21 protein-coding genes are annotated in these 21,230 nt (G+C 41.5%); 5 read left to right on the forward strand and 16 right to left on the reverse strand.

Annotated elements, in window-relative coordinates; genetic code table 11:
* Positions 1–67 precede the first annotated feature (67 nt).
* From pdeM to RIC88_RS04540, 8 genes are all read right to left on the reverse strand, one after another.
* Complete coding sequence (gene pdeM / locus RIC88_RS04505; RefSeq protein ID WP_350216292.1) at positions 68–748, reverse strand: ligase-associated DNA damage response endonuclease PdeM; 681 nt, start codon at positions 746–748, stop codon at positions 68–70.
* On the reverse strand, positions 690–1,121 hold the full coding sequence (locus RIC88_RS04510; RefSeq protein WP_350216293.1) for a DUF2147 domain-containing protein: 432 nt from the start codon (positions 1,119–1,121) through the stop codon (positions 690–692). Before RIC88_RS04510 ends, pdeM begins: the two co-directional genes overlap by 59 nt.
* Before the next feature lie 10 nt (positions 1,122–1,131).
* The gene (locus RIC88_RS04515) at positions 1,132–3,591 is read right to left on the reverse strand and encodes a ligase-associated DNA damage response DEXH box helicase (protein WP_350216294.1); all 2,460 of its coding nucleotides are present in this window, start codon (positions 3,589–3,591) and stop codon (positions 1,132–1,134) included.
* Positions 3,592–3,593: 2 nt separating this feature from the next.
* Positions 3,594–3,980 carry a type II toxin-antitoxin system VapC family toxin gene (locus tag RIC88_RS04520; protein WP_350216295.1) on the reverse strand — a complete coding sequence of 129 codons (387 nt, stop codon included), beginning with the start codon at positions 3,978–3,980 and terminating at the stop codon, positions 3,594–3,596.
* A complete protein-coding gene (locus RIC88_RS04525; RefSeq protein WP_350216296.1) occupies positions 3,967–4,287 on the reverse strand; it encodes a type II toxin-antitoxin system Phd/YefM family antitoxin in 321 nt (106 codons plus the stop codon). The genes RIC88_RS04520 and RIC88_RS04525 overlap by 14 nt, the downstream gene beginning before the upstream one ends.
* A gap of 95 nt (positions 4,288–4,382) precedes the next feature.
* Complete coding sequence (locus RIC88_RS04530; protein WP_350216297.1) at positions 4,383–6,770, reverse strand: sodium-translocating pyrophosphatase; 2,388 nt, start codon at positions 6,768–6,770, stop codon at positions 4,383–4,385.
* Between the two features lie 93 nt (positions 6,771–6,863).
* Positions 6,864–7,556 carry a GTP cyclohydrolase I FolE gene (folE, locus tag RIC88_RS04535; RefSeq protein WP_350216299.1) on the reverse strand — a complete coding sequence of 231 codons (693 nt, stop codon included), beginning with the start codon at positions 7,554–7,556 and terminating at the stop codon, positions 6,864–6,866.
* Entirely contained in the window at positions 7,519–7,929 is a 411-nt protein-coding gene (locus RIC88_RS04540) for a 6-pyruvoyl trahydropterin synthase family protein (protein WP_350216300.1), read from the reverse strand. Before RIC88_RS04540 ends, folE begins: the two co-directional genes overlap by 38 nt.
* Before the next feature lie 103 nt (positions 7,930–8,032).
* On the opposite strand from RIC88_RS04540, the gene RIC88_RS04545 reads away from it, so the two are divergent.
* From RIC88_RS04545 to RIC88_RS04560, 4 genes are all read left to right on the forward strand, one after another.
* Positions 8,033–8,686, forward strand: a complete 654-nt coding sequence (locus RIC88_RS04545) for a phosphoadenylyl-sulfate reductase (RefSeq protein WP_350216301.1) — start codon at positions 8,033–8,035, stop codon at positions 8,684–8,686.
* Between the two features lie 73 nt (positions 8,687–8,759).
* Complete coding sequence (locus RIC88_RS04550) at positions 8,760–9,680, forward strand: NAD-dependent epimerase/dehydratase family protein (RefSeq protein ID WP_350216302.1); 921 nt, start codon at positions 8,760–8,762, stop codon at positions 9,678–9,680.
* A 48-nt stretch (positions 9,681–9,728) separates the two neighbouring features.
* Complete coding sequence (locus tag RIC88_RS04555; protein ID WP_350216303.1) at positions 9,729–10,085, forward strand: Xre family toxin-antitoxin system antitoxin; 357 nt, start codon at positions 9,729–9,731, stop codon at positions 10,083–10,085.
* Positions 10,082–10,525 (forward strand): RES family NAD+ phosphorylase, encoded by a 444-nt coding sequence (locus RIC88_RS04560; RefSeq protein WP_350216304.1) that lies wholly within the window; start codon positions 10,082–10,084, stop codon positions 10,523–10,525. Before RIC88_RS04555 ends, RIC88_RS04560 begins: the two co-directional genes overlap by 4 nt.
* Before the next feature lie 8 nt (positions 10,526–10,533).
* On the opposite strand, the gene RIC88_RS04565 is transcribed toward RIC88_RS04560, so the two are convergent.
* From RIC88_RS04565 to RIC88_RS04580, 4 genes are all read right to left on the reverse strand, one after another.
* Complete coding sequence (locus tag RIC88_RS04565) at positions 10,534–11,271, reverse strand: class I SAM-dependent methyltransferase (RefSeq protein ID WP_350216305.1); 738 nt, start codon at positions 11,269–11,271, stop codon at positions 10,534–10,536.
* Between the two features lie 49 nt (positions 11,272–11,320).
* Entirely contained in the window at positions 11,321–12,205 is an 885-nt protein-coding gene (locus RIC88_RS04570; RefSeq protein ID WP_350216306.1) for a flavin reductase family protein, read from the reverse strand.
* A 101-nt stretch (positions 12,206–12,306) separates the two neighbouring features.
* The gene (gene fahA, locus RIC88_RS04575; protein ID WP_350216307.1) at positions 12,307–13,578 is read right to left on the reverse strand and encodes a fumarylacetoacetase; all 1,272 of its coding nucleotides are present in this window, start codon (positions 13,576–13,578) and stop codon (positions 12,307–12,309) included.
* The gene (locus RIC88_RS04580) at positions 13,571–14,053 is read right to left on the reverse strand and encodes a nucleotidyltransferase (RefSeq protein ID WP_350216308.1); all 483 of its coding nucleotides are present in this window, start codon (positions 14,051–14,053) and stop codon (positions 13,571–13,573) included. The genes fahA and RIC88_RS04580 overlap by 8 nt, the downstream gene beginning before the upstream one ends.
* 276 nt (positions 14,054–14,329) lie before the next feature.
* Between RIC88_RS04580 and RIC88_RS04585 the strand changes: the two genes are divergently transcribed.
* Complete coding sequence (locus RIC88_RS04585) at positions 14,330–16,996, forward strand: valine--tRNA ligase (protein ID WP_350216309.1); 2,667 nt, start codon at positions 14,330–14,332, stop codon at positions 16,994–16,996.
* A 297-nt stretch (positions 16,997–17,293) separates the two neighbouring features.
* On the opposite strand, the gene RIC88_RS04590 is transcribed toward RIC88_RS04585, so the two are convergent.
* The 4 genes from RIC88_RS04590 to porX all read right to left on the reverse strand — a co-directional run bounded on the left by RIC88_RS04590 (position 17,294) and on the right by porX (position 20,998).
* Positions 17,294–17,707: a hypothetical protein gene (locus tag RIC88_RS04590; RefSeq protein WP_350216310.1), complete on the reverse strand. Its 414-nt coding sequence runs from the start codon at positions 17,705–17,707 to the stop codon at positions 17,294–17,296.
* 101 nt (positions 17,708–17,808) lie between these two features.
* Positions 17,809–19,035, reverse strand: a complete 1,227-nt coding sequence (locus tag RIC88_RS04595; protein ID WP_350216311.1) for an alanine dehydrogenase — start codon at positions 19,033–19,035, stop codon at positions 17,809–17,811.
* Positions 19,032–19,451 carry a tRNA (adenosine(37)-N6)-threonylcarbamoyltransferase complex ATPase subunit type 1 TsaE gene (gene tsaE / locus RIC88_RS04600; protein ID WP_350216312.1) on the reverse strand — a complete coding sequence of 140 codons (420 nt, stop codon included), beginning with the start codon at positions 19,449–19,451 and terminating at the stop codon, positions 19,032–19,034. The genes RIC88_RS04595 and tsaE overlap by 4 nt, the downstream gene beginning before the upstream one ends.
* A complete protein-coding gene (gene porX, locus RIC88_RS04605; RefSeq protein ID WP_350216313.1) occupies positions 19,448–20,998 on the reverse strand; it encodes a T9SS response regulator signal transducer PorX in 1,551 nt (516 codons plus the stop codon). The genes tsaE and porX overlap by 4 nt, the downstream gene beginning before the upstream one ends.
* Positions 20,999–21,230 lie beyond the last annotated feature (232 nt).

The following is a 21,230-nucleotide window of genomic DNA, read 5'->3' on the forward strand; positions in this document are numbered from 1 at the left end:
TTCATACCAAATAAGTAACCCCTTTTCGGTGAGTAAATGGGTTTACAATTGTAAAATACGCTATTTCTCACGTTAATTCAATGATGGACCTATCAGCAATACCAAATACTCGATCACCCTTTTTAGGCCGGATTTTCTTAATACCGGTAAACTGCCCAAATGCAGGAAGTACCGCATACGATGCTGCGAAATGAAAACAAGGTATAGTAATACTTTGTCTTCCTTTCCCACGGATAGACACTCCCGGGTGGATATGACCAGAAATATTATAGCATCCAGAATCCTGCCTAATATGTGTAAAAGAAAATGGTGGCATTTTTAAAATTGGTAAAAGCTCCATTGATTTCGGATATTCTAAAAGGATATCATGATTCCCTTCTATCAGGGTAAATTTCACATTGTCATAGACTTCTAAAAACTGTAAAAAGTCATTCCATTCATTGTTTTCAACGCTGTGAAACAAGTCTCCCAGTAGGATAACTTGCTTTGGTTTATTGGCTTGAATCAGTTTTTCAAGAGTTTGTAAATCAGACAAATGAATTTTTCTTGAAACAGGAATACCATGCTTTCGGAAATGACCAGCTTTTCCCAGATGAAGATCTGAGAGAATCAACATCTGTTTTTTTTTCCAAAAAATGGCTCGCTCTGAAAGCAGTCTTAATTTTTCTCCTTGAATGTTTGCAATAAAATCAGACACCTGAATAAGGAAGCCAGGTTTGGGTACGATAGAAGAATAACAGATAACCACGTACCTTCAAGTTTCCATCTTCAACCCAAAGCCTACAATCATAGATGTTACCATTTTCCGGATCGAGAATCTCGCCTTTATGATACTCATCATCACCCTTATTATATTTCAAATCTGTGATTATCTCCATTCCTATCACTTTCTTTCCTTTCCTGTGATCATTGCATTCTTGACAAATAGGATCCGGATCCTCCCCCGGTTCTCTGTATAGCTCCACAATCTTCCCAAAATATTTACCACCTTTTTCGTAAATCTCTACGACTGAGCGAGGTTTTCCCGATTCATCATCTATTGTTTTCCATTTTCCAACAATGGACTGACTATAAAGTGCTGTTGCAGCAAATAGTGTCAGAAGTGTTATTGATACTTTCATTATCCCAAATTTAGTCCGAGCTAACAGATCGTTCAAGCTGCATTTGCATTTTTAATATTCTATCTGTCACATCTTCTGAACTGAGACGTTCCCGCCTGATCATATCCACCAGAATCGGGAAGGCAAACGGTGTAGGTTTTTGCGTTTCTTTCAGGATGATCTTCTGAGAGTTGATTCTACGAATCGCTTCCATAAATCTTGACTGATCCAGTTGAAGGGTCATCACTTCCTCCATAGACTGTTTTAGCAACAAGTTGTTTTGATCGTACTCTTTAAAAGCCCTGTACAAGATTCCGGATGAAGCCTGCAAGTGCCTTGCTTTGATATTTTTACCAGGATAGCCCTGAAAAATCAAACCTGCAATTGTTGCAACATCCCTGAATTTCCGTTGAGCCATCTCAGTCATATTGATTGACTCATTGATGTCCTCAAAGATGTTTACCTCTGAGAAAAGGTCTAGTTCTAAAGCTTCTTCGATTGCTATTTCTTGATCTGAAAGAAGCTCAAATCCATAATCATTCATTGATATGGAGAATGTGATTTTCTGAAGCTTGCTCATTCGATAAGCTACAAGTCCTGCTAGCACTTCATGGACAAACATTCCTTCGAAGGTGAAAAAGAACAAGTGATGTCCATGCTCTGTTTCCACTTTTTCAATCAAAAGAGAATCTTTGTCCGGAATCATAGACATTTTGCTTTGCAGGTCTAGTATTGGCTTTATCTTCTGAAGCTCAACATCCGAATAATCACCCTCAACAGCAAGCTGTAATTTGGCTCGAATTTGGTCTGACAACAAGGATGAAAGTGGAAGTCTTCCACCACCCCATGCCGGTGTAAGCCCGCTCTTTCTTTTTGACTTTTTCACTAAAACAGTCAAATCTTTGATTCGAATGAACTCCAAATTTTGTCCGGCAAACCAAAAGCGATCTCCCGGATTTAGCTTTGAAACAAAGCTTTCCTCGACTGTTCCCAGATGACCTCCGGTAATCAATTTAACACTCATGGCCGGGTCACCTACAATCGTACCGATGGATAACTTGTGTCTATGAGCTGCTTTATCATTGATGATCTTATAAACGCCATCTTCATTATACACCCTGGAAAACTCATCATATTCACCCAATGTACTTCCCCCCGTCGTAATAAATTCCAACACCCAATTCCATTCATCGGCTGATAGAAAGCGATAACAGTACGTTTGCTTGATCTCTTCAAGTATTTCCAACGGTCGAAATCCGCCACTCACCGAGAGTGTAACAAGGTACTGAACAAGTACATCCAGACATTTTTCCAATGGCTTTCGCTGTTCAAATTTTCCCTCTTTGATCGCCGACCTTAGAGCTGCTCCTTCTATTAGTTCGAGTGAATGTGTAGGCACAAAATGGATTCGACTGACCTCACCAGGACCATGTCCACTCCTTCCTGCACGCTGTTGAAATCGGGAAACGCCTTTTGGTCCTCCGATTTGGATCACAGTATCAACCGGACGAAAATCAACTCCTAAATCCAAACTAGAAGTACAAACTACCAACTTTAGTTTTCCCTCATGAAGAGCATCTTCAACCCATCCCCGAATATGTTGATCCATCGAGCCATGATGCATGGCTATGATTCCGGCCAACTCCGGTGCTTCTTTCAGGATGGCCTGATACCAAAGTTCGGTTTGAGATCGAGTGTTGGTGAAAAGCAGTGTGGTTTTGCTCTTATGTATAATGGGCAACACCTTATCAAGCAATTTCACTCCCAGATAGCCAGACCAGGGGAACTTCTCTACCTCATCGGGCATAATAGAGGTCACCTCAATCTTCTTTTTAATGTTGGATTTGATAGAGACAGCATTCTTATAAAGGTCTTCTCCCAACAACACCCGTTTTGCTTGTGGTAAATTGCCAATCGTGGCTGAGATTCCCCAGACTTTCAACTTATTGTCTGTAAGCTTCTTAATTCTGGAAATAGCCAGCTCAGTAGCTACTCCACGCTTAGTTCCTATTAATTCATGCCACTCATCAACTATTATGCTTTTAATGTTCTTTAAATAGTTGGGATAATCACTTTGGCTAAGTAAAACATGCAGGCTTTCCGGGGTAATTACCAATGCCTGAGGTGCAGTCTTTTTTTGTCTTTGTCTTTCGGAAGTTGTGGTTTCACCAGTTCGTAATCCTACCTTCCAGCGGATATCCATCTCGTCACATACTAGCTGCATCGCTCTTTGAATGTCTTTAGCTAGAGCTCTAAGCGGTGTAATCCAGAGAATCTGTACTTCTGGCTTTACCTCATAAGGTTCGTTTTCCCTTAAGAACTCGAGCAAGCATGGAATCCATAGAGCATAGGTTTTACCTGAACCGGTTGGAGCATTGAGTAAGCCACTTTTGCCTTCCAAATAAGCAGCCCATGTCCTTCGTTGGAAATCAAAAGTCTCCCAATTTTTAGACCTGAACCAGTCTTCACCAATTTGAATTAAGCTCAGCATTCCTAAGCTTTAAAATGGGGGAAATCGTATAGTTGGATTTGTTTGTCGGAGGTGATTAGAGGTATGCCTTCGACAATGGATTGAGCAATGAGCAGTCGGTCGAATGGGTCTTTGTGAATGAAAGGTAAAGTTCTGGTCTTATCAATATGATTTACCTCAACCTTTAACAGCTCAAATGGCTGATTTTCAAATAGATGATTCCAATTAAAATCAAATTTTAAGGTGCCTTTTGTTATTTTAACTGTTAGCTCCCAAATAGATACAACACTTACCCATTTGATTAATCTATCATCCAATAAAAAATCCCGTGCTTTCTTTGATAGTTTCTCTGGTTCATGCTGTGACCAAATCAGAATTTGAGAATCAATCAACAGGTTATTTTTTTCCATAGAAAAATTCTCTGTACTTCGGGTGAACCTCTCCGTCTACCTCCTGATCTGAGTTAGGTTCTGAAGGATCTTCCTGAAAGAAGGATTTTGCAATTTCTTCATTTGTTTCGTCACTATTCCAGTTATCAGTAACCGAAATCTTATCTTTTAGCAATCCCAATTTTATCGATCTACTTTTTTCTTCCACAGGCTTTAGTTCTGCAATTTTCTTTCCTGATTTGGCTATATAGACGATTTCACCTTCCCTTACTTCATTAAGAATCTTGGAAAGGTGGGTTTTGGCCTCATGAATGTTATAAGTCTTCACATTTTAAAGTTAGCTAAGTTAGTCAACTATAACAATCAGGCACAAAAAAACCCTGATCCGTTAAGACAGGGTTCCGTGTTATTGTTAAACTAAAATTATTGCCTCATCGCATCAATTTGTGTCTTAACATCAGCCTCAGCTCCAACAAGTGTATCCACTCTAGTCATTGCTTCTGCATTTTCCATAGCTGTATAAGTTACAATTGCCTGAACCTGCCCATCTTCCAATGTTTCCATCTCCACTTTAAATTCCTTGGTCACCTTTACCATTTCTTCAACCGGTTCAGCTTCCTCGACAACAATGATCGCAGCTTCTTCCCCTGATCCATGCGTTCCGGTTCCGTAAACCTCACCTAAGATTGGTGCGATCACAAGGCCTACTAAACAGGTTAGTTTGATTAGGATGTTCATGGAAGGTCCGGAAGTATCTTTGAATGGATCTCCCACTGTATCTCCAGTTACTGCTGCTTTGTGAGCTTCTGAACCCTTGTAGGTCATCTCTCCTTCGATCATAACCCCTGCCTCGAATGATTTCTTGGCGTTATCCCAGGCTCCACCAGCATTGTTTTGAAAAATTGCCCATAGAACACCTGAAACTGCTACACCTGCCATATAACTACCAAGTGCTTCAGGCCCCATTGTGAAACCTATTAGCACCGGTGCGATAATTGTAATAGCTCCCGGAAGCATCATTTCTCTCAATGCTGCTTTTGTAGAAATATCCACACATTTGCCGTATTCCGGTTTACCCGTTCCTTCCATGATACCCGGAATTTCTTTGAACTGGCGTCTCACCTCTTTCACCATTTCCATGGCAGCCTTACCTACAGATCTCATAGCAAGTGCTGAGAATACAACCGGAACCATACCTCCTATAAATAAAGCAGCAAGTACTTTGGCTTTGAAAATATTGATTCCATCAATTCCTGTAAAGGTCACGTAAGCTGCAAATAATGCCAGAGCAGTCAATGCCGCTGAAGCAATTGCAAATCCTTTACCAACCGCAGCAGTCGTGTTTCCCACAGAATCAAGAATATCTGTTTTTGCTCTTACGTCATCAGGAAGTTCACTCATTTCAGCGATACCTCCTGCGTTATCGGCAATCGGACCAAACGCGTCAATCGCTAACTGCATAGCTGTAGTGGCCATCATGGCAGAGGCAGCAATGGCAACACCGTAGAATCCAGCAAATTCATAAGCTCCCCAAATAGCGCCCGCAAAAAGTAAGATTGGAGCAAATGTGGAAATCATACCAGTAGAAAGACCTGCGATAATATTAGTAGCAGCTCCAGTCGCTGAGTTTTTTACTATATCCAAAACAGGTTTTTTGCCAAGTCCTGTATAATATTCAGTGAAATATGAAATCAATCCTCCTACGGCAAGACCCACCAAAACAGCATAGAAAACGCCCATTGGGGTAATTGTTTTTAGACCTTCACCAAAGAAATCCATCTGCATGGTAGCTGGAAGCATCTCCGGAAGTAGGAAAAACAATGCTATCCCTGTTAGGATGATAGAACCCCAGTTTCCTTTATTCAAAGCAGCTTGAACCTGTGCTTCTTTAGCGTCATTACTTGAAATCTTAATGAATAGAGTTCCGAAAAGTGAGAACACGATTCCAAGTCCCGCTATTACCAATGGAAGAAGAATAGGACCTATTCCGCCGAAGGCATCATCCACAGAGCCGCCCATGTCTCTTATTACATAATTTCCAAGTACCATTGAAGCAAGAACTGTCGCCACGTAAGAGCCGAAAAGATCGGCACCCATTCCTGCAACATCACCTACGTTATCGCCAACATTATCAGCAATAGTAGCAGGGTTTCTAGGATCATCTTCCGGAATTCCAGCTTCGACTTTTCCTACAAGATCAGCTCCTACATCAGCAGCTTTTGTATAGATACCTCCACCTACTCTTGCAAAAAGTGCGATTGACTCTGCTCCCAAAGAGAACCCAGCCAACGCTTCAAGTACGATCGTCATGTCTCCTGTATTCGTCCAAACGCCACCCATAAACCATTGGAAGATGATGATGAAAAGCATACTTAGACCAAATACAGCTAATCCTGCCACTCCAAGTCCCATTACGGTTCCTCCAGTGAATGATACTTTCAGTGCCTGAGGTAAGCTAGTTCGTGCAGCTTGCGTGGTTCGTACGTTAGCAGCTGTTGCTATGCGCATCCCGATGTTTCCAGCTAATGCTGAAAAGAATGCCCCAATGACAAAAGCAACAATGATAAACCAATGTGTGGTTTCTACCATCATTGATATTACGCCTAAGAGAGCTCCTGCCAAAACAACGAAAATGGCAAGTATTCTGTACTCTGCACTTAGAAAGGCTAATGCCCCCTCTCGGATGTGATTTGCAAGTGTTTGCATTTTCTCATCACCTGCATCCTGCTTGTTTACCCAGCGAGACTTGATGATCATCACAAGAAGCCCCAGGAGCCCTAGAGCAGGCACTAAATAGATTATTTTATCCATGATTTTTTAAATGGTTTTCAAAAACAGTGCGCAAAGATAGAACATCAGGCTTTTATAGAAAACCTAGATTTAAATCATCGATGAAAGAAATAACTAAAGCTGTGTAGAATCGGTATTGATGTAATTCAAAAATTCATTCTTAATATTCTGATCTTTGAATTTTCCATCGAAAAAAGCAGTTCCTGTTCTGCTATTCGTATCATTCACCCCTCGGGAAGAAACACACATATGAGAGGCATCCATCACCACCGCTACATCTTCAGTTTTGAGGATGGCCTTGAGCTCTTTGCCGATTTGAACTGTCAACCGCTCCTGAACCTGTGGTCTTTTAGCAAAGAATTGTACAATTCGATTGATTTTTGACAATCCGATCACCTTCCCGCTTGAGAAATACGCAACATGTGCCTTACCGTATATTGGCACAAAATGATGCTCACAATGCGAATAGAAAGTAATATCCTTTTCAACCAGCATCTGATCGTAATTGTACTTGTTGTCAAATAGTCTGATTTTTGGTTTGTTCTTAGGATTAAGCCCTGAGAATACTTCCTCCACATACATTTTAGCCACACGTTTTGGTGTCCCTGCTAAGGAATCATCTTCCAGGTCTAAACCTAATATTTGCATGATTTCCTTAAAATGCTTGGAAATCAGTTCAACTTTTAAGTCATCATCTTGCTCAAAGGCATCCGGACGAAGAGGCGTATCGTATGAAGTACCCACATGATCATCGCCAATCTCATCTACCTCAACCTGGGTATTCAACGAAGTTTCTTTCTGTTTCATAAAGTGTTATTTTCATTTCGTATTGGTCCTCTATTTCCGGTCTCAATATATCATAGATGACTTTGACGATGTTTTCTGCTGTTGGATTCAGATTTTTGAATTCGGTTACATCCAAATTCAAGTTTTTATGATCAAATCGCTTGAGCACACGCTCTTTGATCAAATCACTTAGTTTTTTCATATCGTAAACATATCCGGTATCCGGATTTGGTTCACCGGTCAAGCTTACAACCATTTCATAATTATGTCCATGCCAGTTTGGATTATTGCACTTTCCAAACACCTCCTCATTTTTCTCATCAGACCATGACTCATTGTAGAGCCTGTGAGCTGCATTGAAATGCTCCTTCCTGTTTATTGTTACTCTTGGCATGCCACAAAATTACTGGAACTCTTAACAACACGTTTTATAAAGATGTTTCCGAATGCTATGAATTTATTTTTGGCTGTTATTGTTTTGCCTTGAAATTCATTCTATGGAGGTAGCAGAAATTAGAGAAAAAATTGAGAAATATAGAAGTGAGGGAAAGCGGTTATTTACCACATCTTCCTTTCAAACGCATAGTATCCCGATGCTTCATATCCTCAGTGAAATCGATAATTCTATTCCTGTCTACTTTATTAATACAGGATATCTCTTCCCAGAAACTGTTTCATTTCGAGATCAAGTTGCAGATAAACTGAGGCTAAAAATTGTGGATTTAAAGCCAAATACCCCCAAGTATATGCAGCGGGAGTCCAATGGCAAACTACTGTTTACCACCGACCCGGATCATTGCTGCTACCTAAACAAAACCCAACCTATGGAATCCGTTTTAGCCAGCCATGATGTATGGATCAATGGGGTGCGTGGGGATCAAAGTGCTGTACGAAAAGCGATGAAAGTAGAGCAACCAGCACCTTTTAATAGCATCCGTTTTCACCCGATGCTTGACTGGGACAATCGAAAAATATTTGCTTACATCAAAGAGCATGATCTCCCCAAACATCCGCTCGATGCTCAGGGATATATAAGTATTGGATGTGAGCCATGTACCCGTAAAATGGATCTGGACATGCAGGAGCGCGAAGCAAGATGGTTTGGATTGAATAAAGTGGAGTGTGGATTGCATACGGATTTAGTGAAGTAATTGTCACATTGAGCCTGTCGAAATGGACATTCAAAAAGACAGGTTTCGAGTACATCAACCTGACATAAAAAACATGAAAGTACTAATCACCGGGGGAGCCGGATACGTTGGAACAAAGCTGGTAAAACACCTGGTAGCCAATTCTGAAATTGAGAAAATCATCGTCTATGATAACCTGAGTAAGGGACATCATAATTTTTTCCTTGGACAGGATTATGATAATAAGGAGAAAATACAGTCTGTGCGTGGAGATATTCTGGATACACGTCAGTTAAAGAAACTGATGAAAGATGCTGATGTGGTGGTGCACCTGGCTGCTATTGTCACTACTCCATTTGCCAACACTGACCCTCACTTCTATGAACAAGTCAATCACTGGGGGACAGCCGAGGTAGTTTACTGCGCAGAAGAATCTGATATATCAAAATTCATATATCTGAGTAGCACTTCCGTTTACGGAGCAAGTGAACAAGTAGCTAACGAAAATACTACCCCTGCTCCTTCTACCTTTTATGGTATCTCTAAGCTTCGAGGCGAGGAGCATGTAAACCGACTGGCAGAAAAGAAGAATGCTATCAACATACGGGGTGGTAATGTGTATGGCTACAGTAAATCCATGCGATTTGATGCGGTAATCAACCGGTTCATGTTTGATGCAAACTTCACCAATCGCATCCAGATCAACGGCAATGGTAAACAGTCCAGGGCCTTTATTCATGTAGACTATCTATGCAATGCTTTAGTTCAGACCATTACCAGCAAGGTGCCTAGCGGAACTTACAATCTTGTTGACAAAAACCTACAGATTTTGGATATCGTGGATGTGCTTAAAGAAATCTATCCTTCTTTGGAATTCCTGTTCACAAACCAGCACATGAATTTGCGTGAACTGAAAATTGACCCGAATAGTAAACTTTTTGAGTACATCGATCGGTTTAAACCTCACGGGCTGAAAGCTGAGCTGGAGGAGTTTAAAGAAAGGTTTGCCTTCTGAAACCATGATTGTAATTTTACGTACATATTTATGTAATTTTACATAACAATGAAATTCTACAAGATAAAAGAAGCCAAGTCTGATGAGGTAAAAGAAGCTGTAGCCGCTTATGGTTTTACAAAAGATGATATGGCAGGTATCTTAGGGGTTTCGGAAAAAACGTATTACAACATGATGTTAAAGCCTACACTTGGCCAGGAAAAATCGGATCGTTTTCACTTCATCCAGCAAATATTCGAATCAGGTGAAGAGGCATTGGGTTCAAAAAATAGTTTATCTAACTGGCTCAAGACCCCACAGCCTATGTTGGATGGATATGTTCCACTTGACATGATGCGCACAATTACAGGTTCTAATCGTGTTCTTCAAATCCTTGGTAGAATCAAACACGGCATCACCGCTTGATAGTATACAGACTTACACTACCAAAATATGCCAATGACCTTAGTGGAATTGGAGCTTCGCTTTTTGGAGGCAGATGGAATTCCAGTGGAAACTTCATGCTTTATACCGCTCAAACCAGCTCATTAAGTATTTTAGAACACCTCGTTCACATTACCGGTGCGGATTCTTTTAAATATCTCCTTTTGGCATTGATTGTAGATGAAAATCAGGTTGCAGACTTGAGAACCCCACTACCGGAAAATTGGAAATCCGATGAAAATGCAACTAGCAAAATAGGCGATCAGTGGATCAAAGATCAAACTTCAACTATTTTAAAAGTACCATCAGTAATAAATCCACTGGAAAGTAATTTTCTTATTAACCCGAATCACCCTGACCTGCAATTGGAGATTGTAAATCAGGATTGGTTCGTTTATGATAGAAGGTTGATGAAGAGTTAATTTCAGAATTAGTCTAACCTCCCTAGACGGGTAAACAGGGGAAATTCAACCATTAGCCTTTCACCGTTCCCAACCTTCATCAGATCATGGTGAAATTGATCAATGGGTGAATGGCCTTTGTCTTTTTTATAATGCTGTACAGCAGACCAGGTACTGATGTAACCAACCAGGTCATCGAGCATCATTTCCTTCTTCATCTTGAATTTTGGTACATCTGTTATTTCATTAAATGGAAAAGGGATGGTTTGATAAGCTTTCTCAATGTGATCGCGTTCCGGATCCCAGTAGGGATGAGTGACATTCCAATAAAACTCCTTAATAATTTCACCTACCTGCCCGTCCACCTGAACGAGCCCATAACCTATTAATGCAATAACTCCTTTTGGTTTAAGCACACGGATTACTTCCTGATTAAATCGCTCATGATCGAACCAGTGCGCAGCTTGTGCCACGGTGATCAAGTCAAAATACTGATCGGGAAAATTAGTTTGCTCGGCTGGTTGTTTTGAATATTCAATGTTTGGTTTTGGGGTAGCGTTGGAAAGTTGCTTATCGCTGATGTCCGTGGCGTAAACTTTTTGAAATGTCTCCGACAGTTTTACCGCCAACTGACCATTCCCTGTCCCACAGTCCCAGCAAGCTTCATGATTTTCGCAAAGTGAAATGAGGTAATCAATTAACTCCTGAGGATAGACGGGGCGAAACTTTGCATAGTCAGCAGATTGGATTGAGAAGTTGTCTTTCATAATAGTCAACAGTTTTGAGTCGACAGTCAACCGATGGACTGTTGACTATTTATCCCATCATCAAAACTTTCCAGGCCGTATCTACCTCTCCCTCATTCAGCAAATCAGCAGCAAGCTTATGCAGCTCCAGTTGGATGTTTTCCTCATCATCGAATGAGTCGAGGATGGAGCGTACTTCAGGTTCGTTAGCAAAATCATTTACCTCTTCTTCAGTTGGCAATGCTTCCACGTTTCCGAGCATGCCGAGATGGTTGCCCGTGAGTACGGTGCTTGTTCGAATTTGATCCGGTATTTGGTCTACTCCTATTCCCATGGTTGTCAAAGGTTTGGCAACTTCAAATATAGCATCTCCGCTCGCTCTGGCATACCAATTACCGCCCATTCTCGAGACCAGATCAATTTTATTGGGATCAATCTTGCCATCCTCGCCCAATACCCGGTCTGCGATGTGCATCAACAGTACTTCACAAATGACTAATTGACCAGCTCCACCCTGCTCACCCAGTGACTTCACCTCAATCACTTTACATTCAAAAGACACAGGAGCTTCCTTCACCCTCGGTGGTTTCACTCTTTCTGATTTTACTTCTGTAAAACCCGCTTTAGTAAACTCATTAACTCCTTTTGCATACTCTGTGCTGCTCAGCGACATCTGCTGCACCATGGCGTAAGATACAATATTCACTACCACTTCAGCATGCTCTTTCACATTCTCCAGAGTATGCTTTGTCGTGTTGTCTCTTCCTCTTCTTGCTGGTGAGAAAATCATCACCGGAGGATTCGCACTAAACACATTAAAAAAACTAAACGGACTCAGATTTACATTCCCATCCTTATCCACTGTGCTGGCAAAAGCAATTGGCCTGGGTGCTACCGCACCAAGCAGGTGTCCGTGGAGTTGTGGTACCGGTATTTCTTTTGGGTCGATTGTCATTTAAGATTCTTTTTAAGGTGTCACCCTGAACTCGTTTCAGGGTCTATTGATAATCCCAAATAGATGCTGAAACAAGTTCAGCATAACCACACATTTATTTTCTACTTCGCTGGCAACACCTTCGTTGACACCTCTCCAAAACCAATACGAATGCCGTTTTGTTTAGCGTGTCCACGCATGATTACCGTATCATCATCCTGAATGAACTTTCGCTCGCTACCATCAGGCATTTTCACCGGCTTGGTGCCCTTCCAGGAAATCTCCAACATGGAACCAAACTGACTGGAATCTGGGCCGGAAATGGTACCACTTCCATACAAATCTCCTGTTTTGATGTTGCAACCATTAACCGTGTGATGAGCCAGCTGCTGCGCCATGTTCCAATACATATATTTGAAATTGGAATTCCCAACTACTTTCTCTTCACTATCCTCGGGCTGGATGGCTACCTCCAAATCAATATCAAAATGCTTGTTTCCTTCAAACTTCAAATACGGTAAAACTTCGGGCTCTTGTTTTGGTCCGGCAATACGGAATGGCTCCAAAGCATCCAGCGTTACGATCCACGGAGAAATGCACGACGCAAAATTCTTAGCTAAGAATGGACCTAATGGAACATATTCCCACTTTTGAATATCCCGCGCCGACCAGTCGTTAAACAACACCATTCCAAAAATGTAATCTTCTGCTTCTGCTGTTGTGATGGAATCTCCAAGATCATTGCCTCCACACGTAATGAAAGCAGTCTCTAACTCAAAATCTAACAGCTTACATGGTCCAAACACCGGGGGTTCATCATCGTTTGGTTTCTGCTGACCTTTCGGGCGGTGGATTGGTACACCGGATTCAATGATCGAAGAAGCTCTACCATGATAACCCACCGGAATGTGTTTCCAGTTTGGCATCAATGCATTATCCGGATCACGAAACATACACCCAACATTGTATGCATGTTGCTCACTGGAATAAAAATCAGTGTAATCGCCAATCTGCACCGGCAGACACATCTTCACTTTGCTTTGATCCAGTAATATCGATCCTAAAGCATAGTGGCTTTGTAATTCATCATTTCCATCCTGCAGTAATTCTGAAATGCGATTTCTAACCACTCTTCCGGTCGCCTTTCCCAACTTCAAAAAGTCATTCAATACTTCCTTATCAAATATTCCTTCAGGCAGACCCAATCCATCAAACAGTCCTTGAGATTGAACTACCGCAAGGTCCAGCACCTTATCACCAATAGCTACTCCAGCTCGCTTTGCACCTCCTTCTTTAAAGATGCCAAATGGCAAATTCTGAATTGGGAAGTCTGAATTTTCAGGTACTTCCACCCAGGATTTTAGGTTTGGATTGTTTGCAGCTATTTCAATCATTTCTCTTCGTATTTCTAATTTTTTTTAATTCTTCTATGTCAGCTAAATCCCGCGTTCGATTAGTTGCATTTTTAGATTTCAGCAAAGTATCAAAACTTACAACTTTTATGGAAATTTTGTTCACTTGATATTCTTGCGATTGTGAATATGCCTCCCCAAACGTAATGCCTTTACAGGCTGTCATCACATCTATTTGTATAGGAGAAACTCCGAATGTGTACACATCATACTTTGTAGTATTCGTGAAATTCTCAAGCTTTTCCATTTCTCCCATCAGCATACCGAACTCGCTATGGACTTTTTTAAGACGTTTATGATTTGCTTCAGTTGGATTAACAAAAAGATCCATATCTCCGGTCGATCGTCTATAGCCATATATATTGACTGCCATTCCACCCAGAAGGACGTATTCAACCCTATGCTTATTTAGCAATTGAATGTATTCCAGAAAATCCTGATTGAATAGATCAGCCATCAAAGACGTCTTTTTGCAGTCGAAGCAAATCGGTCAAGTTTTTTTTGGGTAGATATACCGTGATTAATACAATGTAATCTCCAGCTTTCGATTAGCCTTTCTTCTGCTGTTTTATGCCGAGCCCAGATTAAAATGTCATGCTCGTCTTTAGCATCAACTTTACCAGCGTATGTCGGTTTGCGGATCATAACTTAAAATTAGCAAATTGAAAACGTAAACCCACTAAAGCTACTAACTTTGCGGTTTCAAAATTTTAATACGAAGAAATAGCATTTGATGAGCATTTCCGCACAATACGACCCAACCAAAGTAGAGGACAAATGGTACAAGTACTGGATGGATCAAAAATTTTTCCATGCCACTCCTAAAACCGGCAAGGAAGCGTACACCATCGTTATCCCTCCTCCAAACGTCACGGGCGTTCTGCACATGGGTCACATGCTCAACAACACCATTCAGGATGTATTGATTCGAAAAGCCAGAATGGAAGGCAAAGAGGCCTGCTGGGTGCCGGGTACAGACCATGCATCCATTGCCACAGAAGCAAAAGTGGTGCGTATGCTGCGTGAAAAAGGGATCAAGAAGTCAGACCTATCCAGAGAAGAATTCATGAAACATGCCTGGGAATGGAAAGAAAAGTATGGCGGTATCATTCTCGATCAACTGAAAAAACTAGGAGCTTCCTGTGACTGGGATCGAACGAGTTTCACGATGGATCCCAACTATCATGATGCGGTAATCAAACAGTTTGTTGACCTGTTTAATAAAGGCTACATCTACCGTGGACTTAGGATGGTAAACTGGGATACTGAGGCGCAAACTACCATTTCCAATGAAGAGGTGATCTACAATGAGGATGGAGAGAAAGCGATCCTTTACCATGTAAAATATCAGATCAAAGATTCGGATGAGTTTGTGACTATTGCTACTCAGCGACCAGAAACGATTCTTGGTGATACAGGTATTGCTGTTAACCCGAGCGATGAGCGATTCAAACATTTGATTGGAAAGAAAGCATTGGTGCCATTCATCAATCGGGAGATTCCAATCATTGGCGATGATTATGTGGAGCTTGATTTCGGTACCGGCTGTCTGAAAGTAACGCCTGCGCATGATCCAAATGACTATGAAATTGGTCAGCGACATAATCTGGACACAATTGACACCATCAATCTGGATGGTACACTCAATGAAAAATGTGAGGTTGAAAAGTATGTTGGTGAAGATCGGTTCAAGGTGCGTAAGATTATCGTGAAAGATCTGAAAGCTGCCGGAGTATTGGTTGATGAGGAAGAATTCATCACCAAGATTGGTCGTTCGGAGCGAACTAACTCGGTGGTGGAGCCGAAGCTTTCACTACAATGGTTCATCAAAATGAAGGAAATCTCCAAGCGAGCACATAAGGCGGTAATGGATGATGAAATACAGCTTTTCCCAGCTAAGTTCAAGAACACCTACAACCACTGGATGGAGAATGTGCGCGACTGGTGTATCTCTCGCCAGCTTTGGTGGGGTCAGCGTATTCCAGCTTACTACTATGGTGATGGAGAAGGTGATTTTGTGGTTGCTGAAAATATTAATAAAGCAGTAGAAGAGGCACGCAAGACGACCGGTAACAACAGCCTGACAGCAGATGATCTGAAACAGGACGAGGATGTGTTAGACACCTGGGCTTCTTCCAACCTATGGCCGATTGCAGCTTTTGGTGGGTTTGATGAAAGCTGCTTTGATCCGGCTACCGGAAAAATCGATAAAAGTAAAAATGAAGAACTGAGCTTCTTCTACCCCACTAACACATTGGTAACTGCACCGGAGATTCTGTTCTTCTGGGTAGCACGAATGGTGATTGCAGGATATGAGTATCTGGATGAAAAGCCATTTGAAAATGTGTATCTGACAGGCATTGTGCGGGACAAACAGCGACGAAAAATGTCCAAGTCGTTGGGCAACTCGCCTGACCCACTTGATTTGATCAAGCAGTTTGGTGCGGATGGTGTACGAACAGGAATGCTATTCAGCTCACCTGCCGGAAACGACCTACTTTTTGATGAGAAATTGGTAGAGCAAGGAAGAAACTTCTCTAACAAAATCTGGAATGCCTTCCGATTGGTGAAAGGCTGGGAGATTACCGAAACAGAACAGCCTGCGATTAATGCCCAGGCAATTAGCTGGTTTGAAAGTAAACTCAACAAAGCGCTGACCGAATTGGAAGATCACTTCTCCAAGTTCCGAATGTCGGATGCGCTAATGACAGTCTACAAGCTGGTTTGGAATGACTTCTGTAGCTGGTATCTCGAGTGGATCAAGCCTGAATACGGCAAGCCGATTGATGCAAAGACGCATACTGCCACTACTGAACTGTTTGAAAAGGTGTTGAAGTTATTACATCCATTTATGCCATTCATTACTGAAGAACTATGGCATGAACTAAAAGAGCGCAAAGATGGTGAAGCGATCATTGTAGCTGAGTGGCCTAAAGCAGCAAGCTTTGATGACAGAATATTGAAAGAAGCAGATTTACTTTTTGAAATTACCTCAGCTGTGCGAAACATCCGAAGTTCCAAGGGTATCTCACCTAAGGAGACATTTGAGTTGACAACCGATTCTAAGGCTATTGCCAGTATTGGCGAATCCTTGAAGAAGCTGGCAAACGTTTCTGAAATTAAATCAGGGGATAAGCCGGCAAATGCATTCAGTTTCGTAGTAGGATCGGATGAGTTTTTCATTCCTGCGACTGAGAACATCGACATTGAAGCGGAGAAGAAAAAGATTGAGGAAGAGCTGAACTACACGAAAGGCTTCATGAAGTCGGTGGAAAAGAAGCTCTCCAACGAGAAGTTTGTGAATGGTGCCCCTGAACAGGTGGTAGCTATGGAGCGAAAGAAGCTGGCAGATGCTGAAGCTAAGGTGAAAACGCTGGAGGAGAGTTTGGCTTCTTTATAGCTTGTCATCCTGAGCCTGTTGAAGGATAGACATCCCCCGCCCACACACATCCTCTCACACCCCCCTTCAAAGGGGGAATACCTCTATACTTTGTTCTTGGTGTCATTCCGAGCCTGCCTGCCGACAAAGGCAGGGAACGAGGAATCTATGGAGCAAAGATTTCAATATCATAAAATCAATTGGGATAATTATCTATTTGCTCAATAAGATAATTTCTTTCCATCGTAAGAAGGTGAAGTTTATAGTCTGTTAGTATGTAAAGGCTCTCAATTAGGTTTTTATTTTTAAAAACAAACTTTAAAAAAAGTTCTCCTCGGAGCATTCCTTTTCATTAGGAAAAATTGGATCTTCACACGGGGACATTAATAACATTATATTTTGGGGATCTTTTGAGTTCTCTCTAATAATCCCAATTGGAACGTTTAAATCATTCTTTAAACTTGGGAAATTCTCAATAAGGAAATCCAAGTTTTTATCAAAGTTTGGATTTTCAATATCATAATATGTTTTGTTCGGGCCTAAAGCAAACTGAGTAAAATCCTCTTCACTAAAACTTTGATTAGCATTTATGATCAATTTCATCTTAATTTTATCAATTAAGGAGAGAGCCTTTTCCATTTTCATGTAGTATGAGCTATCAACTGGTTTCACTAGCTTTCTTAAGGAATTATTCTGCTCTAGCTCAATCCAATTTTGATATTCTGCTGACATTAAAAAACCAGTTAATGCTGTATGGCTTTGTTTACTTGAACACTGAATAAACAAAATCCAAATCAGAAATGAATAAAAAACCTTACTTATTAAACCTCTCATTATATCCTGGCCGCCATAAATAAACTGATATCCTTAAATGCCAGGTTGAAACGTTTGGCCAGGGCGAGATTGGTCAGTGTGCCTTTGTAGGAATAAACGCCTTTTTGTAGCCAGGGATGGGTGTAAATCATCTCATCAAACCCTCCACAGTCTCCTGCTTCCAACAAGATTGGTGTGAAGATGTTTGAGATCGCGAGTGAGGCGGTTCGTGCTACCCGTGAAGCAATGTTTGGTACGCAGTAATGCGTCACATCGTGCTTTACAAATACAGGTTTTTTGTGATTTGTCAATTCAGAAGTTTCGATGCATCCACCGTTATCGATGCTAACATCTATAATCACCGAACCGGGCTTCATGCTCATCACCATATCTTCAGTTACCAGCATCTTACTCTTTCCTTTTTCAAATCGAACCGCCCCAATCAACACGTCTGCTTCCTCCACCTCCTTTTTGAGCAGCGCTTCATCGTAGGTAGACGTATAAATTTCCTGTCCAAGTGTGTGCTTGAGTCGGCGCATCTTATAAATCTGGTTATCAAAGACACGCACCTCCGCTCCATGACCCAATGCAGCTCTGGCCGCAAACTCCGCCACTGTACCTGCTCCTATGATAACTACTCGTGTAGGCGGTACACCTGTAATCCCTCCGAGAATCACACCTCTGCCATTATTGGCACTGCTCAGGTATTCGGCCGCAATGATCATCACGGTACTTCCGGCTATTTCACTCATGGCCCGAACAAGTGGTAGCCCTCCAACTTTATCCTCAATAAATTCATATCCAATAGCAATGAGCTTCTTTTTATTAATGGCTTCCAGGTACTTAGAATTTTGTTTGCCAGCCTGAAAAGCCGAGATGAGCGTACTCCCAGGCTTCATCATCTCAATTTCTTTCAAAGTTGGCGGCTCCACCTTCAGGACAGTACGACACTCGAAGACTTCTTTTGCACTATAGGCAATTTTAGCACCGGCCTCACTGTATTCCTTATCTGCGAAATTCGCTGACTCCCCTGCCCCGGACTCAACAAGTACTTCATGTCCATTGGCAACTAATACACCCACTGAAGAAGGCTTTATAGGCATGCGTTTTTCCTGATCAGCAATTTCCTGTGGTACACCTACCTGTAGTGACTGGTGCTTTTTCGAAATCTTAGCAGGTGCCTCTTTCGGGTAGAGCGTCTGCTCCTGAGCCAACTTTGCAAATCCGGATTTGGACGATTCGTTCATTTAGGTTGTGCAGTTAGTGATCGGGTGTTATCACCTACTAATTTAATGCTTATTTGCAGGTATTCATCCGGCAATAGGGGTTCAATAATCTCCGGCCATTCCAACAAACACAATTTTCCGGAAAAAAGATAGTCCTCCACACCTATATCCATGGCTTCTTCTAAATCCTTCAATCGATAAAAATCAAAGTGATATATATCCTCATTTTTGCCAGTCAGATATTCATTCACAATAGAGAAAGTAGGCGAGCTCATTTCATCTCGTACCCCTAATTCTTTGCAGATGGCTTTCGTCAACGTTGTTTTTCCTGCTCCCATCTCCGCATCAAAGCACCATACTTTCAGGTGTCCGAAGTTGCTGATCAGTTTTCGAGCTACCTCATGTAGCTCTGCTTCATGGTAATTGGGAATCGTCATTTATTAGCCAAAGTGATAAAAGGGATCATAATTTCCTCCATGGAAATACCGCCATGCTGAAATGTGTCCTTGTAGTGTCGCGCATAGTGATTGAAATTATTCGGGTAAGCAAAAAAATGATCATCCTTGGCAAAAACATAAGATGAGCTCATGTGTGGCCTGGGCAATCCTAATTTTTCGGGATCACGAGTGAAAAACACAGACTTCTCATCAAACGCCAAATTTCGTCCCACCTTATACCTTAAGTTTGTATTCGTATTTCTATCCCCCACAATTTTCTGTGCTTTATTTACCCTGATGGTGCCGTGATCGGTTGTGATCATTACCTTCACTTTTTGGTTGGAGAGTGCCTTCAGTGTATCGTAAAGAGAGGAGTGGTTAAACCAGGATTTCGTGAGTGATCGATAGGCTGACTCATCAGGTGCCAGCTCTCGAATCATCTGCATGTCGGTTCGAGCATGCGAAAGCATATCAACAAAGTTATAGACAATCGCATTTAATCCATTGCCCATCAAATTAGTTACACTCTCACTAAGATGCTTACCCTCATCTGCGCGTAGGATCTTATGATATGAAAACTTTTCCTTTACCTTATTGCGCGCCATATTAGCTTCCAATAGCTCAGCTTCTTTGAGGTTTTTACCTTCATCAATTTCCTCTTCCACCCATAAATCCGGATAACGCCTTGCAATTTCATTCGGTGTTAGCCCTGCGAAAAGGGCATTTCTAGCATATGAAGTAGTAGTTGGTAAAATAGAGTAGTATATTTCCTCCGACTCTACACTAAATAATTCCGCTACATCAGGCTCAATAGCCTTCCACTGATCGTACCTCAGATTATCAATGACAATTAAAAAAACCGGTTCCCCTCCAACCTCTGGAAAGACCTTATGCTTCAATAAATTATGTGAGAGCAGGGGGCGATCAATGTCAGGATCTGTGATCCAATCTTCATAATTGGAGGTAATGAAAGCAGAAAAGTTTCCATCAGCTTCCACCTTTTGCGCATTAAGTACCTCTACCATACTTCTATCTTCAGTCTCATCTATCTCTACTTCCCAATACACCAGTTTTTTGTAAATCTCCATCCAGTCGTAATGATCTTGCGCATCCATTACGCTGATGGCCAGCTTTTGAAATTCCCTCTGATAACCCAGATTTGTCTTTTCAGAAATGATCCGTTTATTATCCAGTATTTTCTTGACTGAAAGCAAAATTTGATTCGGGTTGAGTGGCTTGATCAGATAATCTGCAATCTTTGCCCCAATGGCCTCCTCCATGATTTCTTCTGCCTCATTCTTGGTGATCATAACTACCGGGAGGTTGGGGTGTGTTGACTTTATGTAATTCAACGTTTCCAATCCACTCATGCCGGGCATATTTTCATCAAGAAATACAATATCAAAATAGTTATGGTCAATTTCCTCCAGAGCATCTGCCCCACTGTTCACAGGAGTTAGTTGATATCCTTTTTGCTCCAGAAATAAAATGTGAGGCTTGAGAAGCTCAATTTCATCGTCCGCCCATAAGATTTTAAATTGCTGCATTAATTCAGTTTTGGCATTAGTTTGCTAAGTAACCTGAGTTTGACGAAAGAATAAAAAAGAAAACACATTAAATCCCCTCCTCGGAGAGGTGTGGGGTGGGTACAAAATGTTTTCTTTTATCAAATTTTATTCAAAAATGACAGCTAATGCTAACCCACCTCATTATCTCCTCCCAAGAGGAGATTAATGGAGTCATGTTTTGAATAAAATTTGTGATTCTTTTGTCAAAAAG

This window comes from Ekhidna sp. (assembly GCF_040220215.1).
In the GTDB taxonomy this organism is placed as follows: domain Bacteria; phylum Bacteroidota; class Bacteroidia; order Cytophagales; family Cyclobacteriaceae; genus Ekhidna.

Bases quoted from the DNA above. Each gene is read 5' to 3' on its own strand.
- RIC88_RS04585 (WP_350216309.1), top strand. From the start codon at position 14,330: ATGAGCATTTCCGCACAATACGACCCAACCAAAGTAGAGGACAAATGG.
- RIC88_RS04510 (WP_350216293.1), bottom strand. From the start codon at position 1,121: ATGAAAGTATCAATAACACTTCTGACACTATTTGCTGCAACAGCACTT.
- RIC88_RS04595 (WP_350216311.1), bottom strand. From the start codon at position 19,035: ATGAACGAATCGTCCAAATCCGGATTTGCAAAGTTGGCTCAGGAGCAG.
- RIC88_RS04545 (WP_350216301.1), top strand. From the start codon at position 8,033: ATGGAGGTAGCAGAAATTAGAGAAAAAATTGAGAAATATAGAAGTGAG.
- folE (WP_350216299.1), bottom strand. From the start codon at position 7,556: ATGAAACAGAAAGAAACTTCGTTGAATACCCAGGTTGAGGTAGATGAG.
- RIC88_RS04570 (WP_350216306.1), bottom strand. From the start codon at position 12,205: ATGACAATCGACCCAAAAGAAATACCGGTACCACAACTCCACGGACAC.
- tsaE (WP_350216312.1), bottom strand. From the start codon at position 19,451: ATGACGATTCCCAATTACCATGAAGCAGAGCTACATGAGGTAGCTCGA.
- RIC88_RS04550 (WP_350216302.1), top strand. From the start codon at position 8,760: ATGAAAGTACTAATCACCGGGGGAGCCGGATACGTTGGAACAAAGCTG.
- fahA (WP_350216307.1), bottom strand. From the start codon at position 13,578: ATGATTGAAATAGCTGCAAACAATCCAAACCTAAAATCCTGGGTGGAA.
- RIC88_RS04555 (WP_350216303.1), top strand. From the start codon at position 9,729: ATGAAATTCTACAAGATAAAAGAAGCCAAGTCTGATGAGGTAAAAGAA.
- RIC88_RS04520 (WP_350216295.1), bottom strand. From the start codon at position 3,980: ATGGAAAAAAATAACCTGTTGATTGATTCTCAAATTCTGATTTGGTCA.
- RIC88_RS04540 (WP_350216300.1), bottom strand. From the start codon at position 7,929: ATGCCAAGAGTAACAATAAACAGGAAGGAGCATTTCAATGCAGCTCAC.
- porX (WP_350216313.1), bottom strand. From the start codon at position 20,998: ATGCAGCAATTTAAAATCTTATGGGCGGACGATGAAATTGAGCTTCTC.
- RIC88_RS04590 (WP_350216310.1), bottom strand. From the start codon at position 17,707: ATGTCAGCAGAATATCAAAATTGGATTGAGCTAGAGCAGAATAATTCC.
- RIC88_RS04580 (WP_350216308.1), bottom strand. From the start codon at position 14,053: ATGGCTGATCTATTCAATCAGGATTTTCTGGAATACATTCAATTGCTA.
- RIC88_RS04530 (WP_350216297.1), bottom strand. From the start codon at position 6,770: ATGGATAAAATAATCTATTTAGTGCCTGCTCTAGGGCTCCTGGGGCTT.
- RIC88_RS04565 (WP_350216305.1), bottom strand. From the start codon at position 11,271: ATGAAAGACAACTTCTCAATCCAATCTGCTGACTATGCAAAGTTTCGC.
- RIC88_RS04515 (WP_350216294.1), bottom strand. From the start codon at position 3,591: ATGCTGAGCTTAATTCAAATTGGTGAAGACTGGTTCAGGTCTAAAAAT.